This window comes from uncultured Winogradskyella sp., from assembly GCF_947495255.1.
Classification (GTDB): Bacteria; Bacteroidota; Bacteroidia; order Flavobacteriales; family Flavobacteriaceae; genus Winogradskyella.
This window is the reverse complement of record NZ_CANLYI010000012.1, coordinates 1-19,387: the sequence shown is the minus strand read 5'-3', so window position 1 is coordinate 19,387 and position 19,387 is coordinate 1. Positions and strand designations below refer to the sequence as shown.

The 19,387-nt window shown below is 34.0% G+C and carries 9 protein-coding genes; 7 read left to right on the top strand and 2 right to left on the bottom strand.

The genetic code is table 11. The features are described 5' to 3' along the window. Positions 1–6: 6 nt before the first annotated feature. The 6 genes from rplA (at position 7) to Q0807_RS17370 (ending at position 10,417) form a co-directional block, all read left to right on the top strand. Positions 7–696 (top strand): 50S ribosomal protein L1, encoded by a 690-nt coding sequence (rplA, locus tag Q0807_RS17395; RefSeq protein WP_299112237.1) that lies wholly within the window; start codon positions 7–9, stop codon positions 694–696. 19 nt (positions 697–715) lie between these two features. Further along, positions 716–1,237, top strand: a complete 522-nt coding sequence (gene rplJ / locus Q0807_RS17390; RefSeq protein ID WP_299112235.1) for a 50S ribosomal protein L10 — start codon at positions 716–718, stop codon at positions 1,235–1,237. A gap of 58 nt (positions 1,238–1,295) precedes the next feature. Then, the gene (rplL, locus tag Q0807_RS17385) at positions 1,296–1,667 is read left to right on the top strand and encodes a 50S ribosomal protein L7/L12 (protein ID WP_299112233.1); all 372 of its coding nucleotides are present in this window, start codon (positions 1,296–1,298) and stop codon (positions 1,665–1,667) included. 121 nt (positions 1,668–1,788) lie between these two features. Continuing rightward, positions 1,789–5,601, top strand: a complete 3,813-nt coding sequence (rpoB, locus tag Q0807_RS17380) for a DNA-directed RNA polymerase subunit beta (RefSeq protein ID WP_299112231.1) — start codon at positions 1,789–1,791, stop codon at positions 5,599–5,601. Positions 5,602–5,674: 73 nt separating this feature from the next. Next, positions 5,675–9,976, top strand: coding sequence for a DNA-directed RNA polymerase subunit beta' (gene rpoC / locus Q0807_RS17375; protein WP_299112229.1), 4,302 nt, complete (start codon positions 5,675–5,677; stop codon positions 9,974–9,976). A 123-nt stretch (positions 9,977–10,099) separates the two neighbouring features. Further along, positions 10,100–10,417 carry a DUF3467 domain-containing protein gene (locus Q0807_RS17370; protein WP_299112226.1) on the top strand — a complete coding sequence of 106 codons (318 nt, stop codon included), beginning with the start codon at positions 10,100–10,102 and terminating at the stop codon, positions 10,415–10,417. Between the two features lie 244 nt (positions 10,418–10,661). On the opposite strand, the gene Q0807_RS17365 is transcribed toward Q0807_RS17370, so the two are convergent. Together Q0807_RS17365 and Q0807_RS17360 are read right to left on the bottom strand one after the other, a co-directional pair. Continuing rightward, a complete protein-coding gene (locus Q0807_RS17365) occupies positions 10,662–10,892 on the bottom strand; it encodes a (4Fe-4S)-binding protein (RefSeq protein WP_299112223.1) in 231 nt (76 codons plus the stop codon). A gap of 132 nt (positions 10,893–11,024) precedes the next feature. Beyond that, positions 11,025–12,614, bottom strand: coding sequence for a peptide chain release factor 3 (locus Q0807_RS17360; protein ID WP_299112220.1), 1,590 nt, complete (start codon positions 12,612–12,614; stop codon positions 11,025–11,027). A gap of 381 nt (positions 12,615–12,995) precedes the next feature. Here Q0807_RS17360 and Q0807_RS17355 point away from each other — a divergent pair. Further along, positions 12,996–19,387 (top strand): PA14 domain-containing protein (locus Q0807_RS17355; protein ID WP_299112218.1); only part of this gene is annotated, 6,392 nt, incomplete at its 3' end.

The window sequence follows — 19,387 nt, the reverse complement described above, 5'->3', positions numbered from 1 at the left end:
TTAGAAATGGCAAGATTAACAAAGAAGAAAAAAGAAGCGCAAGCAAAGGTAGATGGTAATAAAATTTACTCTTTAGAAGAAGCTTCAGCATTACTAAAAGAGATTACATACACAAAGTTTGATGCTTCTATCGATTTAGCAATCAGATTAGGTGTTGATCCTCGTAAAGCGAATCAAATGGTTCGTGGTGTAGTTTCATTACCACACGGTACGGGTAAAGACATGAAGGTTCTTGCTCTTGTAACTCCAGATAAAGAAGCAGAAGCTAAAGAAGCTGGTGCGGATTACGTTGGGTTAGATGAATACTTACAGAAAATTAAAGAAGGTTGGACAGATGTTGACGTTATCGTTACTATGCCAAGTATCATGGGTAAGTTAGGACCATTAGGTAGAGTATTGGGACCAAGAGGTCTTATGCCTAACCCTAAGACAGGAACAGTAACTATGGATGTAGCTAAAGCAGTTGCAGAAGTAAAAGCTGGTAAAATTGATTTTAAAGTAGATAAGACAGGTATTGTACATGCTCCAATTGGTAAAGTATCATTTAGTACTGATAAAATTATTGGGAATGCTCAAGAATTATTATCTACAATCATGAAGTTAAAACCAACGTCGTCAAAAGGTACGTATGTAAAGAGTATTTACATGTCTAGTACTATGAGTCCAAGTATCTCAATTGACACAAAAATAGGATAGTAGTTAAACTTAGAATATTATGACAAGAGAAGAAAAATCCCAAGTAATTGAAGAGTTGACTGCTCAGTTAGCAGATAATACAAATATCTATTTAACAGATATTTCAGGATTAGATGCAGCAACAACTTCAAATTTAAGAAGAGCCTGTTTTAAAGCTAACATAAAATTAGCAGTTGTAAAGAATACACTTTTAGAGAAAGCAATGGAAGCATCGGATAGAGAATTCGGTGATTTACCAACGACTTTAAAAGGAAATACGTCAGTAATGTATTCTGAAACAGGAAATGGTCCAGCTAAAGTAATTAAAGAATTCCGTAAGAAATCAGAGAAGCCTTTATTAAAAGGAGCTTTCATTGAGGAATCTATTTACATTGGTGACGATTTATTAGATGCTTTAGTTGATATTAAGTCAAGAGAAGAACTTATTGGCGAAATTGTAGGTTTACTACAGTCTCCTGCTAAAAACGTTATTTCTGCACTTAAATCTAGTGGTGGAACTATCGCAGGCATCGTTAAAACATTATCTGAAAGAGAAGGATAATATTAGTATTACACAATAGAAAATTAAATTATAACACACATTATTAAACATTAGAAAAATGGCAGATTTAAAAGATTTCGCAGAACAATTAGTTAACTTAACAGTAAAAGAAGTTAACGAATTAGCAACTATATTAAAAGATGAGTACGGTATTGAGCCTGCAGCAGCAGCTGTAGTAGCTGGACCTGCTGGACCTGGAGCTGAAGCTGCAGAAGAGCAAACTGAATTTGATGTTATCTTAAAAGCAGCAGGTGGTTCTAAACTAGCTGTAGTAAAATTAGTTAAAGAATTAACTGGTTTAGGTTTAAAAGAAGCAAAAGGTTTAGTTGATGATGCACCTAGTGCTATCAAAGAAGGTGTAGCAAAAGACGAAGCTGAGGCATTAAAATCTCAGTTAGAAGAGGCTGGCGCTGAAGTTGAGCTTAAGTAAGCTTTTCTTATCTATAATACAAGGTTTAGGTCTAGAGTACTACTCTAAGACCTAAACCATTTTGTGTATATAAACGTTATATACATTTTTTAGTTTTTATTTAATAAAATCTCGTTCATCAATGTTAGCAAAAAAGGCTGAAAGAATTAATTTCTCTTCTATTGTAAATAGGACAGATTACCCAGACTTTTTGGATATCCAAATTAAATCCTTCCAGGATTTTTTCCAATTAGAAACAAAGTCAGAAGAAAGAGGTACTGAAGGTTTGTACAACACCTTCATGGAGAACTTCCCAATAACAGACACGCGTAATCAATTCGTACTTGAATTTTTAGATTACTTTATTGATCCACCTAGATATTCTATAGAAGAATGTATCGAAAGAGGATTAACTTACAGTGTGCCTTTAAAAGCAAGATTGAAGTTGTATTGTACTGATCCAGAACACGAAGATTTTGAGACAATTGTTCAGGATGTATATTTAGGTACTATTCCTTACATGACGCCAAGTGGAACATTTTGTATCAATGGAGCAGAACGTGTAGTAGTATCTCAATTACACAGATCACCAGGCGTTTTCTTCAGTCAATCTTTCCACGCAAATGGAACAAAATTATATTCAGCAAGAGTTATTCCTTTTAAAGGATCTTGGATAGAATTTGCAACAGATATCAATCAAGTAATGTATGCTTATATTGATAGAAAGAAAAAGTTACCTGTTACAACTTTATTCAGAGCTATAGGTTTTGAACGTGATAAAGATATTTTAGAGATTTTTGACCTTGCAGAAGAAGTAAAGGTTTCAAAATCTGGATTAAAGAAGGTACTAGGTCGTAAGTTAGCGGCTCGTGTACTTAATACATGGCACGAAGATTTCGTTGATGAAGATACTGGTGAAGTAGTATCTATTGAACGTAACGAAATTGTTTTAGATCGTGACACAATTATAGATAAAGATAATATTGAAGAAATTCTTGAAGCAGATGTAAAAACTATTCTTTTACATAAAGAAAGTGCTCAACAAGGAGATTACGCAATTATTCATAATACATTACAGAAGGATCCAACAAACTCTGAAAAAGAAGCTGTTGAACATATCTACCGTCAATTACGTAATGCTGAGCCGCCAGATGAGGAAACAGCACGTGGTATTATTGACAAATTATTCTTCTCTGATCAACGTTACTCTTTAGGTGAAGTAGGTCGTTACAGAATGAACAAAAAATTACAGTTAGATATTGGTATGGACAAACAAGTTTTGACCAAATTAGATATCATAACTATCATAAAATATTTAATTGAACTTATCAACTCTAAAGCAGAGATTGATGATATTGACCACTTATCTAATCGTCGTGTACGTACAGTAGGTGAGCAATTATCTTCTCAGTTTGGTGTTGGTTTAGCACGTATGGCTCGTACTATTCGTGAGCGAATGAATGTTCGTGATAACGAGGTATTTACACCTATTGATTTAATTAACGCTAAGACTTTGTCTTCAGTTATTAATTCTTTCTTTGGTACTAACCAGTTATCTCAATTTATGGATCAAACGAATCCTCTTGCAGAGATTACGCACAAGCGTCGTCTTTCAGCATTAGGACCAGGTGGTTTATCTAGAGAAAGAGCAGGTTTCGAAGTACGTGATGTTCACTATACACATTATGGACGTTTATGTCCAATTGAAACACCAGAAGGACCAAACATTGGTTTAATTTCTTCTTTATCAGTATTTGCGAAAGTGAATCCTATGGGATTCATTGAAACACCTTACCGTAAAGTAGAAGATGGTGTTGTTGATATTAAAAATGCACCAATATATCTTAGTGCTGAAGAGGAAGAAGATATGTTAATCGCTCAAGCAACAATTAAAGTTGATGGCGATGGTAAAATTTTAGAGGATAAAATCATTTCTCGTCAAGAAGGTGATTTCCCAGTAATTGATCCATCACAAGTAGATTATACAGATGTAGCACCAAATCAGATTACATCTATTTCTGCATCTTTAATACCATTCTTAGAACATGATGATGCTAACCGTGCATTAATGGGATCTAACATGATGCGTCAGGCAGTACCATTATTACGTCCTGAAGCACCTATCGTTGGAACTGGTTTAGAACGTCAAGTAGCATCAGATTCTAGAGTATTAATTAATGCCGAAGGAGCTGGTACTGTTGAGTATGTTGATGCTGAAAAAGTTACCATAAGGTACGAACGTACTGAAGAAGAAGCAATGGTTAGTTTTGAAAGTGATACTAAAACTTATCCTTTAGTTAAATTTAGAAAAACAAACCAAGGAACGTCTATTAACTTAAAACCAATTGTAGAGAAAGGTGATAAGGTAGCAAAAGGACAAGTACTTTGTCAAGGTTATGCAACTGAAAATGGTGAATTAGCACTTGGTAGAAATATGAAAGTAGCATTTATGCCTTGGAAAGGGTATAACTTTGAGGATGCGATTGTAATTTCTGAAAAAGTAGTTAGAGAAGATGTATTTACATCTATTCATATTGATGAATACTCATTAGAGGTTAGAGATACTAAATTAGGTAATGAAGAATTAACTAATGATATTCCTAATGTTTCTGAAGAAGCTACTAAAGATTTGGATGAAAATGGTATGATTCGTATTGGTGCGGAAATCAAACCAGGAGATATCTTAATAGGTAAAATTACGCCTAAAGGTGAATCTGATCCAACTCCAGAAGAAAAACTACTTAGAGCTATCTTTGGTGATAAAGCAGGTGATGTAAAAGATGCATCTTTAAAAGCATCTCCATCTCTTAATGGCGTTGTAATCAATAAGAAATTATTTGCTAGAGCTGTAAAAGATAAACGTAAGAGAGCACAAGACAAAGAAGATATTGAAGCATTAGAGAATGCTTACGATAACAGATTTGATGAGCTTAAGAACATTCTTGTTGAAAAATTATTCAATATAGTAAATGGTAAAACGGCTCAAGGAATCTATAATGATTTAGGAGAAGAAATTATTCCAAAAGGTAAGAAATATACCTTAAAAATGTTAAATGCTGTAGATGATTATACACATTTAACGTCAGGAAAATGGACAACTGATGAGCATACAAATGAATTAGTTGCAGATTTAATCCATAATTATAAGATTAAGGAAAATGATCTTCAAGGTTCATTAAGACGTGAGAAGTTTACAGTTTCTGTGGGAGATGAATTACCAGCAGGTATCATTAAATTAGCTAAAGTTTATATCGCTAAAAAGCGTAAACTAAAAGTTGGTGATAAAATGGCAGGTCGTCACGGTAATAAGGGTATTGTGGCTCGTATCGTTCGTCAAGAAGATATGCCTTTCTTAGAAGACGGAACTCCAGTTGATATTGTATTAAATCCACTTGGTGTACCTTCTCGTATGAATATTGGTCAGATTTATGAAACTGTTTTAGGATGGGCTGGTCAAGATCTAGGAAAAACATATGCAACTCCAATTTTTGATGGAGCTACTTTAGATCAAATTAATGAATATACAGATGAAGCTGGTATTCCAAGATTCGGTCATACATATCTATATGATGGTGGAACAGGAGATCGTTTTGATCAACCAGCAACAGTTGGTGTAATCTATATGATTAAACTTGGTCACATGATTGATGATAAAATGCACGCTCGTTCTATTGGACCGTACTCATTAATTACGCAGCAACCATTAGGTGGTAAAGCGCAATTTGGTGGACAACGTTTTGGTGAAATGGAAGTTTGGGCACTTGAGGCTTATGGAGCATCAAGTACTTTACGTGAGATCTTAACTGTAAAATCAGATGATGTTATTGGTAGAGCAAAAACTTACGAAGCTATCGTTAAGGGTGAGCCAATGCCAGAACCAGGACTACCAGAATCGTTCAACGTACTTATGCACGAATTGAAAGGTTTAGGATTAGATATTAGATTAGAGGAATAAAAAATAGTAGGCAGTCGTCAGTATGCAGTGAACACTGTGTGCTGAAGACTGAAGACTGAATACTATAAAGAACATGGCAAGAAAACAAGATAAGAATACAGTACAGAAATTTAATAAAATTTCTATTGGTTTAGCATCTCCTGAGTCTGTTTTAGCAGCATCTCGTGGAGAGGTATTAAAGCCAGAAACTATTAATTATCGAACTCACAAACCAGAAAGAGATGGTTTGTTCTGTGAGCGTATTTTTGGTCCTGTAAAGGATTTTGAATGTGCTTGTGGTAAATATAAAAGAATACGTTACAAGGGTATTGTTTGTGACCGTTGTGGTGTAGAAGTAACAGAAAAGAAAGTACGTAGAGATAGAGTAGGGCACATCAATTTAGTTGTACCTGTTGCTCATATTTGGTATTTTCGATCGTTACCAAACAAAATAGGTTACCTTCTTGGATTACCATCTAAGAAATTGGATATGATCATTTATTATGAGCGTTACGTGGTTATTCAACCAGGTATTGCAATGAATGCAGAAGGTGAACCAATTCAAAAAATGGATTTCTTAACAGAAGAAGAGTATCTAACTATTTTAGACTCTATTCCTCAAGAAAACCAATATTTAGATGATACAGACCCTAACAAATTTATCGCTAAGATGGGTGCTGAGTGTCTTATTGATTTATTGGCACGTATTGATTTAGATCAATTATCTTATGATTTAAGACATAAAGCTAATAATGAAACTTCTAAGCAACGTAAAACTGAAGCATTAAAACGTTTACAAGTTGTAGAAGCGTTTAGAGATTCAAATTTAGTTAGAGAGAATAGACCTGAGTGGATGATCATGAAGGCTGTACCTGTAATTCCACCAGAATTAAGACCTTTAGTGCCTTTAGATGGTGGTCGTTTTGCGACTTCAGATTTAAATGATTTATACCGTCGTGTAATTATCCGTAACAACCGTCTTAAGAGATTAGTTGAGATAAAAGCACCAGAAGTTATTTTACGTAATGAAAAGCGTATGTTACAGGAATCAGTAGATTCATTATTTGATAACACACGTAAATCATCTGCAGTAAAAACTGATTCTAATAGACCATTAAAATCTTTATCAGATTCACTTAAGGGTAAGCAAGGGCGTTTCCGTCAAAACTTACTTGGTAAGCGTGTTGATTATTCTGCACGTTCTGTAATTGTTGTTGGACCAGAATTAAGATTATTTGAATGTGGATTGCCAAAAGGAATGGCAGCAGAACTTTACAAGCCTTTTATTATTAGAAAATTAATAGAAAGAGGAATTGTAAAAACTGTAAAATCTGCAAAGAAAATTATAGATAGAAAAGAGCCTGTAGTTTGGGATATTTTAGAGAATGTTTTAAAAGGACATCCAGTTCTTTTAAACCGTGCTCCTACATTACACAGACTTGGTATTCAAGCATTCCAACCTAAGCTTATCGAAGGTAAAGCGATTCAGTTACACCCATTAGTGTGTACTGCATTTAATGCCGATTTTGATGGTGACCAGATGGCTGTGCATTTACCATTAGGACCAGAAGCAATTTTAGAATGTCAACTTTTAATGTTGGCTTCACATAATATTTTGAACCCAGCAAATGGTTCTCCAGTTACTGTACCTTCTCAGGATATGGTACTTGGTTTATATTATATGACTAAGCTTCGTAAATCAACACCCGAAGTTCCTGTTAAAGGAGAAGGTCTAACTTTTTATTCACCACAAGAGGTAACAATTGCATACAATGAAAAGCAAGTTGACTTAAATGCTGGTATTAAAGTAAGAACTTTCGATTTTAATGAAGAAGGTGAATTAACTAAGCAAATTATAGAGACTACAGTTGGTCGTGTACTTTTCAACGAAAAGGTACCAGCAGCTGCAGGTTATATTAATGAGGTTTTAACTAAAAAGTCTTTAAGAGAAATTATTCATGGTATTCTTAAGAAGACTAGTGTGCCTGAAACAGCTGATTTCTTAGATGAGATTAAAACTCAAGGTTATAAGTTTGCATTTCAAGGTGGATTATCATTTAGTTTAGGTGATATTATTATTCCTCAAGAAAAGCACACTATGATTGCTGCTGCTAACAAGCAGGTTGATGGTATTATGGGTAACTATAACATGGGACTTATTACTAACAACGAACGTTATAACCAAGTTATTGATATTTGGACTTCTACAAATGCTGAATTGACTGAATTGTCTATGAAGCGTATTCGTGAAGATCAACAAGGATTTAACTCTGTGTTTATGATGCTTGATTCTGGTGCAAGGGGTTCTAAAGAACAGATTCGTCAGTTAACAGGTATGCGTGGATTAATGGCTAAACCTAAGAAATCTAATGCAGGTGGTGGAGAAATTATTGAAAATCCGATTCTTTCTAATTTTAAAGAGGGACTTTCAATTTTAGAATACTTTATCTCTACTCACGGTGCACGTAAAGGACTTGCAGATACCGCTCTTAAAACTGCCGATGCTGGTTACTTAACACGTCGTTTAGTTGATGTTTCTCAAGATGTTATTGTATATGAAGAGGACTGTGGTACATTAAGAGGTATTGATGTTGCTGCACTTAAGAAAAATGAAGAAATAGTTGAAACTTTAGAAGCTAGAATCGTAGGTAGAACATCACTTAATGATGTATACGATCCATTAACTGAAGATTTACTAGTGGAAGCTGGTGGTCATATTGATGATATTATCGCTAAGAAAATTGGAGATTCTCCATTAGATTCTATCGAAGTACGTTCACCATTATCTTGTGAAGCTAAAAAAGGTATTTGCGTTAAATGTTACGGTCGTAACCTAGCTACTGGTAAAATGGTACAACGAGGTGAAGCTGTTGGTGTAGTTGCTGCTCAATCTATTGGAGAGCCAGGTACACAGTTAACATTACGTACATTCCACGTAGGTGGTATTGCAGGTAACATTTCAGAGGATAACAAATTAACTGTTAAGTTTGATGGTATTGCTGAAATTGAAGATCTTAAAACTGTAAAATCTAAAGATAACGAAGGAAACGAAGTAGATGTTGTTATCTCTAGAACGTCAGAATTGAAGTTAATGGATGCTAAAACAGGAATTGTTTTAAGTACAAATAATATTCAATACGGTTCTCATATTTTTGTTAAACCAGGTGATAAGTTGAAGAAAGGTGATGTTGTATCACAATGGGATCCTTATAATGGTGTAATTATTTCAGAATTTGCTGGTAAAGTAAGATATGAAAACATTGAACAGGGTATTACTTATCAAGTAGAGATTGATGAACAAACAGGTTTCCAAGAGAAAGTAATTTCTGAATCTAGAAATAAGAAATTAATACCAACGTTATTAATTGAAGATTCTAAAGGAGAAACTATCCGTTCTTATAACTTACCTGTTGGAGCTCACATTATGATTGATGATGGTGATAAAATTGAAATCGGTAAGATTTTAGTTAAGATACCTCGTAAATCAGCTAAGGCTGGTGATATTACTGGTGGTCTTCCTCGTGTAACTGAATTATTTGAAGCACGTAACCCTTCTAATCCAGCTGTTGTAAGTGCGATTGATGGTGTGGTTTCATTTGGTAAAATTAAACGTGGTAACCGTGAAATTATTATCGAATCTAAGCAAGGTGATATTAGAAAATACTTAGTTAAATTATCTAATCAGATTCTTGTACAAGAGAATGATTACGTTAAGGCTGGTATGCCATTATCTGATGGTTCAATTACACCTAATGATATCCTTAATATAAAAGGCCCTTCAGCGGTACAACAATACTTAGTGAACGAAGTTCAAGAAGTATATCGTTTACAAGGTGTAAAAATTAATGATAAGCACTTCGAAGTTGTAGTAAGACAAATGATGCGTAAAGTTAGAATCATTGATTCTGGTGATACAATATTCTTAGAAAATCAATTAGTTCATAAATCAGATTTCATTGAAGAAAACGATAAGATTTTCGGAATGAAAGTGGTAGAAGATGCTGGTGATTCTCAGAATTTAAAATCAGGTCAAATTGTAACGGTTAGAGATTTAAGAGACGAAAACTCTAGTTTACGAAGAGAAGATAAGAATCTTGTAACGGCAAGAGATGCTAGTCCTGCGACTGCAACTCCAATATTACAAGGTATTACTAGAGCATCATTACAAACTAAGTCGTTTATTTCTGCAGCTTCCTTCCAGGAAACTACAAAGGTACTTAACGAAGCGGCTGTAAATGGAAAAGTAGATTCTCTTGAAGGACTTAAAGAAAATGTAATTGTTGGTCATAGAATACCAGCAGGAACAGGTGTTAGAGAGTACGAAAACATCATAGTAGGTTCTAAACAAGAATTTAACGAAATGATGAAGGCTAAAGAAGAGATGAATTTTAATTAATTCTATTTTCTTTAATAAATTAAAGTAGTAAAAGCCTTCTTGTATTTATACATGAAGGCTTTTTTAATTCATATATTTATTGCGATTTCCAACTAATGGGACGTGATATTAAAACAATTAATAATGGTAGACGAAAAAAATAATCCAAAGAAAGGTCAAATTAATATAGAGTTAGACGAAAAAGTGGCAGAAGGTATTTATTCTAATTTAGCAATCATTAATCATTCTGTTTCAGAGTTTGTAGTTGATTTTGTTAGTATAATGCCAGGAACGCCTAAAAGCAAAGTAAAGTCTAGAATTATTTTAACGCCTCAGCATGCTAAACGTTTATTAAAAGCATTAGCAGATAATGTTTCTCGTTTTGAAAAAGCACATGGTGAAATTAAAGATTATGAACAGCCTCCAATTCCTTTAAATTTTGGACCAACTGGTCAAGCTTAATAAATATTTATTAATAATTAAAATCAATAGATATGTTTATTTTTATTGATTTTTTATATTAAAAATGAATCATTTAAATATGTGTTTAAGGATGATTTAAATTAATTCCTACAAAGAGTATGGTTTTAGATTTATTTGTTCTTAAAAGTTATTAAAATTAATATTTTTGTTTTTTAAGTCTTTATGGTATAAAAAAACCTTTGAATATATATTCAAAGGTTTTTTTATTTAGTCAATTAATATATTAAGCAACTTCTTTTTGATTTTGATGATATTGTAATGCACCTGAAGGACATTTTTTAATCTGGTTAATAATATCATCAGTTTGTGCTCCTTCTAAATCAATCCAAGGAATTACCGAACTTCTAAATACGCTTGAAAGTTGTCTAGCACATAATTGTGCATTTACACAACATCTTGGTTTGTAAGTAACCGTGATTTCAGCATTGCTGAAAACGTTTTCGTTTGTTTCCATAATAAGTAGATTAGTTTGGGGTTAATCTTATTCTTAATTTGATAATTAACAGTTAACAATATATCGATTAAATACCAAATATACCGTTTACGTGTTCTTTTTTTATGTCTTTTTCGATGAAATGCAACTTTTTTATTCGAATTCTGAAGTCATATGGAAAGTTATGCTTGGGTATTTTTGTTGCGACATTTGTAATGAAAACATAGAATCTGCTAAAAACACCAATTGATTTTGCTTATCTCTAGCTAAATAACGTTGTTTTACTCTCACAAATTCTTTATATTCTTCGCTTTTTTCATTGTCTGTTTTTATCCAACAAGCTTTATGAACATTTAGATTTTCGTATGTACATTTTGCACCATATTCATGTTCTAATCTATATTGAATAACTTCATATTGTAAGGCTCCAACGGTTCCAATTACTTTTCGTCCATTATAATCTAATGTAAATAACTGCGCAACACCTTCATCCATTAATTGATCAATTCCTTTATAAAGTTGCTTCGCTTTCATTGGGTCAGCGTTGTTAATATATCTAAAATGTTCTGGAGAAAAACTCGGAACACCTTTGTAATTAAGAATTTCACCCTCAGTTAAGGTGTCACCAATTTTAAAGCTTCCAGTATCTTGTAACCCCACTATATCGCCTGGATATGATATATCTACAATTTCTTTTTTTTCTGCAAAAAAGGCATTCGGACTAGAAAATTTTAGTTTTTTCTTATTTCTAACATGAAGATAAGCTGTATTACGTTTAAATTCACCAGAAACTATTTTAACAAAAGCTAGGCGGTTGCGATGATTAGGGTCCATGTTAGCATGAATTTTAAATACAAAACCACTAAATTGATTTTCATCGGGTTTTACTAGACGTTCTTCACTTTGTTTAGGTCTTGGTTTTGGTGCAATATCTACAAAACAATCTAATAATTCTCTAACACCAAAGTTGTTTAATGCAGAACCAAAAAACACAGGTTGTTGGTGCCCATTTAAATAGTTTTCTTTATTAAATTCAGGATATATACCTTGAACTAATTCAATCTCTTCTCTAAGGGTATCTGCTGCTTTTGCACCTACAAGTTTATTTAATTCAGGTGATGATAAATCAGATACTTTAATGGTCTCTTCAATATCCTTCCTGCTGTCTCCAGAGAATAGGTTGATGTTTTTCTCCCAAATATTATAGATACCTTTAAAATCGTATCCCATACCAATTGGGAAACTTAAAGGCACAACTTTTAAACCTAATTTTTGTTCAATTTCATCCAAAAGGTCAAAAGCATCTTTACCTTCTCTATCCATTTTATTAATAAAAACGATTATAGGTATATTTCGCATTCTACAAACTTCAACCAATTTCTCAGTTTGTTCCTCTACACCTTTAGCTACATCTATAACAACAATAACGCTATCTACTGCTGTTAATGTTCTAAATGTATCTTCTGCGAAATCTTTATGACCTGGCGTATCAAGAATGTTAATTTTAATGCCATTATACTCAAAAGCTAAAACAGAAGTTGCGACAGAGATACCACGTTGTCGTTCTATTTCCATAAAGTCACTAGTAGCTCCTTTCTTTATTTTGTTACTTTTTACAGCACCAGCTTCTTGTATTGCACCACCAAATAGAAGTAGTTTCTCTGTAAGTGTAGTCTTACCAGCATCGGGATGCGAGATAATTCCGAAGGTACGTCGTCTGTTTATTTCTTTTAAAAAGCTCATTGTTTTTTATTAAATAGGAGTGCAAATATAATTGTATTAATGTATTTATTTATAGAATGAAATACCAAATGAATGTTTAATTATATATTGATGTAAAAGGTGTTAGTATTTTTGTTAATTTTACGCTCGCAAAATTGTGAGATTTTTTTTTGAAGTTGATTAATAGTAAATCCCTTCGCATAAAGTTAACTTATTATGTATTAAGTGTGACTTATAGACATCCTAACGTGTCTTAACTATAATTATATGTTATAAAAACGTATAGAAATATCTTACAATAATTTTTTGTTTTCATTTGATCCAATATATTTGCCGCTTTTAGCGGTGACGTTAGTACATTTTATTTAAATACATTGAATTATACATCAACTATATAAAAATATGAAAATTTCTACTCGATTCTTTAATCTCCATATGTTACTTGGACTAACTTTCATTTTTTTTAGTATTAAATCATTCGGGCAACCTGGCAAAGATGGAAATCTGGTCGTTACTACGGCAAATACAGTTTTAAATTCTTACAGCGGTGTTGTTACTGATATAAATGCCGGTGATGATACTATTGCAGTATTTAATGTTGCTTCTGATTTTGGAAGCTTAGTGGCTGGTGATCTTATCATGATTTATCAGGCTCAAGGTGCATCAATTAATACTACCAATACTATCAGTTATGGAGAAATTATTTCTTATAACAGTGCGGGTTTATATGAATTTGCTTATGTAACTAGTGTAAGCGGAAATATGATTAACTTAGGCTGTGGGGTAACGCATTCATATACGGTAGCTGGCAGAACTCAGGTTGTTAAAATACCTCAGTATAATAATTTAACAATTAATGCTGGAGGTTCGGTGACGGCATCACCTTGGGAAGATTATGCAGGAGGAAGAAGAGGTGGATTAGTAATTATTGATGCAGTTAATGTTACAGTTGAAGGTGCTATTGATGCATCTGGATTAGGATTTAGAGGAGGTTTAAGAGAAAATTCTACATCAGGTGCTAGCACGACGATTTACAATGATTTTGTGACTGTATCAGCAAATTTAAGTGCTGAAAAAGGAGAAAGTATTGCTGGTTATGGTAACGAATATGATGGATTAGGAGGTCGTTATGGTAGAGGTGCTCCTGCCAATGGTGGTGGTGGTGGTAATGCCCACAATTCTGGAGGAGGAGGAGGAGCCAATGGTAATAATGGTGTTGTTTGGTTAAATGGTAATGGAAACATGTGTTCTACATGTACAGGTGCAGGCGCATGGACATTAGATCCAGATTATATAACAAATGGTAATGCTTTAACAGAGTCATCAGGCGGAGGACGAGGCGGATATTCATATAGTTCAAGTAATCAAGATGCCTTGACAGTTCCACCTAGTGATAATGCATGGGCTGGTGACAGAAGAGATAATGTAGGAGGTCTTGGTGGACGTTCTTTAGTTGCAAATGAAGCAAATAGAATCTTTTTTGGTGGAGGAGGTGGTGCTGGTGATAGTAATAATAGCGCGAATCAAAATGCTGCTAACGGTGCAGGTATTATCCTAATACGTTCTAATCAAATTAATGGAACTGGTAATATTATTGCTAATGGGCAAGATGGTTCTAATACAATAGCAGGTCATAACGACGCACCAAGTGGTGCCGGTGCAGGAGGTAGTATTATCTTAAAATCAGTAGTAATTGCAAATACAATTACTCTAAATGCAAATGGTGGTATTGGTGGTAATCAGCTAATTACTGGTAACGAAGCTGAAGGTCCTGGTGGTGGAGGTTCTGGTGGTTTTGTTGCAATTACAGCTGGATCGCCATCAATCAGTATAAATGGAGGAACAAGTGGTATAACAGGAAGTGCTTCTTTAACTGAATTCCCAGTTAATGGTGCTACAGATGGGGCTCCTGGAGAAGTTTTTACTTCAGCAACGAATCCATCTATAGTGTGTATAGATGCAGTTGATAATGATTTTAGCTTAGCTGCCATTGATAATACTACTGGTGGGAATACGGCAACAGTTTATAACAATGATACTTTATTTGGTGTACCATTTGCAGATGGAGATGTAACTCCATCTATAATTGATAATGATGGTATAGTTGGTTTAGTAATAAATAGTGATGGAACATTAACTGTACCAGCAAGTACTCCTACCGGGACTTATACGGTAGAATATCAGATATGTGAGACTGCTGATCTTTCAAATTGTGATACTGCTTTTGTAACTATAGTAGTTAATTCGGGAAATATTGATGCAGTAGATAACGATTTTTCAGCAACTACAATTAGCGATTCTACTGGTGGTAATACAGCTTCCGTATATCCTAATGATACATTAAATAGTGCAGCATTTGCTAATACGGATGTTATACCAGGTATAACTGATGATGATGGTTTAATAGGTGTTACCATAAATTCAGATGGAACACTTACGGTTCCGGCAAATACTCCGAATGGGACTTATGATGTTGAGTATGAGATTTGTGAAGCAGCAGCTCCTACAAATTGTGATGTGGCAATTGCTACAATAGTGGTATTTGATTCATTAATCTCTAACGATGACGATTTTAGCGCCACAACAATTAATGATTTTACAGGTGGTACTACAACTACAGTCTATGTTAACGATACTTTAAATGGTGTTACAGTTACAGCTTCAGATGTAACTCCAGCTATTGACAACGATGGTGGACTTACAGGTGTAACTATAAATGCAGATGGTACAATTGATGTGCCTGCAGGTTCAACATCTGGAACATATACAGTTACTTACGAAATATGTGAAACTGCTAATCTTTTAAATTGTACAACTTCTGATGTAATAATAGTTGTAGCAGATTCTATTATAGCTAATGATGATGATTTCTCATCTAATACTTCAGCTGCTGGTACTGTGACTTCAGATAGTGTTTATGATAATGATACTTTAAATGGAGCAACAGTTGCGACAGGTGATGTAGATGTTTCGATAACAGCTGATGGCGGTTTAACAGGAGTAACTATTAATGCAGATGGAACTTTAAATATTCCATCCGGTGCCACACCAGGAACATACACACTTACATATGAAATTTGTCAATCAGGAATATCTAATTGTGATACAGCAAATGTTATTATTGTTGTTGAAGTAGACACAGATGGTGATGGTGTAGTAGATAGTGCAGATTTAGATGATGACAATGATGGTATTTCGGATATAGATGAAGAAGCGTTATGTGCGGGTTCTGTTCAATACGAATTCTATGATTCAGCGCCTTCAGGAAGTACTGTTGATAATATTCCAACGGATACAAGCTTGGCGTTGTCGACAGGAATTATCTCTGATTTTGATACTGTTGCTTTACAAAATATATTAGATTCGGGTGATACAACTAATTATAGTATAAGATTCACAGGAAATATAAATGTAACGACAGCTGGATTATATACGTTCTATACAAGTTCAGATGATGGTTCAAAATTATTTATTGATGGTACTGAAATTGTTGATAATGATGGTGGTCATGGAACACAAACAAGAACTGGAACAACTACTTTAGCAGTAGGTTTGCACCAAATTATTATAGAATATTTCCAAGGCGGTGGTGGTAGAAGTTTTACTACTGAATATCAGGGACCAGGAGTCGCAAGGCAATTCATACCTTTTGCAAGTTTATCTTGTCAACTAGATACAGATGGTGATGGTATTCCAAATCAATTAGATTTGGATTCAGATAATGATGGTATTTATGATGTAGTAGAAAGTGGAGGTACCGAAAGCGCTTCTAATATAGGACAAGCAGATGGTGCTGTAGGATCTACGACAACGACTAATGGTATACCCTCTTCGGCAGGAATAGGTAATGGAGCAATAGAAACTACATTAGGTACTCCAGATTATTTAAATTTAGATAGTGATGGAGATGGTTGTAGCGATGCAAACGAAGCTTATGATGCTGTGGTTGATGGCAATGATGGTGGTCAATTTGGAATGACAGATCCTTCAACAGTAGATATGTCAAATGGTTTAGTGACCGAAACAGGTGTAGATTATTCTTTAGGTACAAATGGATTTGTAACTGATGGTAATTTTAATCTAAGTGTATGTTATGTTGATCCGTGTGATGCCTTGGCATCAGGTAATACAGATGCGGATGGCGATAATGTCAGCGATTCTTGTGATTTAGATGATGACAATGATGGTATTTTAGATTCTTTTGAATGTCCAGCTACAGATAGTGGATTAGATGGTTCAATCTCAGGTCTAACATTTGATGTTACGACAAATAATCAAAATTCTAATACTGAAGCACATGTTTTAAATAGTATTACAATTTCTGGGATAGAATATTCCGATTTTGTTGTGCCTAGTAGATATTCAAATACTTTTTCTGGCGTAACAGATGCAGGTATGATATATATTACTGAAAATAATGTTGGGCAAGAGGCTAATTTATTTTCTGATACCAATACTGTTTTTAATGCGGCGGCATTATCCGCTTTTCAAGATAGAAATCTAAATCATTTTCAAGTATTAGATAATAAGGATTATAGATTAGACGCATATAGTTTAAATTACAGCACTCCTGTTTTAGCGACTGATGGAATGTTTATTGCTATAACTGAAAGAAATGGAAATAACCAAATTGATTTAGAGGCATTTGATAGTGCTGGTAATTCACTAGGAACCATTTTTGTAGATATTTCAGATTATATAGATACAGGTTATAATCAACTAACTACACCTAATCAAAATGTAAATATTGCTGTTTTTCCTTTAGATGATTTAGCAATTGTTGGTTCAGAAATAATAACATTGAGAGTGTCTTTTCCAGGAGGTGCAAGTGATGGGCCAGATGGAAAAGTTTTTATTTTTGGTAATGTCAATTCTGCTTGTGATAGTGATAGAGATGGTGTGCCAAATCAATATGATTTGGATTCTGATAACGATGGTATATACGATGTAGATGAGGCAGGTAATGGTGGTTTAGATTCTGATAATAATGGAATTATAGATGTCAATGATACTGGGTTTAATGATAGTAATGGAAATGGTACGGATGATACAGCAGAAGGAACTACTCCAATCGATACATTAAATGATTCAATTTATGACTTTTTAAATACCGATAGTGATGGTGATTCTTGCCCTGATGCTAATGAGGCGTATTCTAGTAATACAGCGGCAGGATCTGATAACGGACAATTTGGAGAGCCAGATGGGGCTACTATAAATCCACTTAACGGCTTAGTTATTGAGGTTGGTGTTGACTATAGTTTAGGAACTAATGCATTTGTAGTTGATGAAGATTATACATTGAGTGTTTGTTATGTAAATCCTTGTAATGCTTTAGATTCGGGTAATACTGATAGTGATGGCGATGGAATAACAAATCTTTGTGATGCTGATGATGATAATGACGGTATTTTAGATATCGTAGAATGTCCTGCTACAGATAGTGGCGTTGATGGTGCAATAGCGACGTTGGCCTATGATATAACAACGAACAATCAAAATTCGCCTACAGAAGCGCATGTATTAAATAGTATTACAATATCTGGAGTAGAGTATTCAGATTTTGTAATACCAGATAGTTTTAACCATAATTTTTATGGAGTTACTTCCGCTAGTCAAGTTTATATATCTGAAAATAATATTGGTGAAACAGCTAATTTAAATTCTGATTTTGATGCTGTTTACAATACGGCTGCTTTAAGTGCTTTTCAAGACAGAAACTTAAATCATTCTCAGTTTTTAAATAATAAAAATTTCAATTCTGATTTTTATGATATCGGGTATAATACGCCTATAATCTCAACAGATGGTATGTTTATAGCATTAACAGAGAGAGCAGGTAATAATTCTTTAGAGGTTGAAGCTTTTGATATTAATGGTAATTCTTTAGGTGTAATTTTTGTGCCAATAGCAGATTACGTAGATACAGGTTATGTACAATTAACATCTCCTACTCAAAATGTAAATATCGCAGTCTATCCTTTGGATGATTTGGCACCAGTAGGATCTGAAATAGTAAAATTAAGAATCTCATTAGATGCGGGTAATACAAGTGATGGGCCAGATGGAAAAGTGTTTATTTTTGGAAATGTTAACTCAGCTTGTGATAGTGATGGAGACGGTGTACCTAATCAATTGGATTTAGATTCTGATAACGATGGAATTTATGATGTAGATGAAGCTGGTAATGGTAATTTAGATTCAGATAACGATGGTGATATAGATAATGATGATGTAGGATTTAATGATGGTGATGGTAATGGTGCTGATGATACGGCTGAAGCAACCACACCAATTGACACATTAAATGATGGTAGTTATGATTATCAAAATACTGATAGTGATGGTGACGGGTGTAGTGATGCTAACGAAGCGTATAGCAATGCAAATGCTGATGGAGGTGATGGAGGTCAATTCGGTGCTGTCGATCCTGCAACAGTAAATCTAGCAAATGGTTTAGTAATAGAAACAGGTGTAGATTATAGTTTAGGTACAAACTCAGCTGTAGTAGATGAAAATGATGCATCCTCGTGTTCTATTGAATTAACAGTTACTAAAACTACAGATGGAGTTATTACACCTGCAGGAGTAACAGGTTTATTAGGTGATACTATAGATTATACGATTACAGTAAGTAATACAGGAAATACAATTATTAGTAACATTGAAGTTACTGATGCAGATGTAACATTCTTATCTGGGACTAATCCAATAACTAGTTTAGCACCAGGAGTAAGTGTAACAGTCACGGTAGAGCAGACGATAAGTCAATCAGATTTAGATGCCGGCTTTAT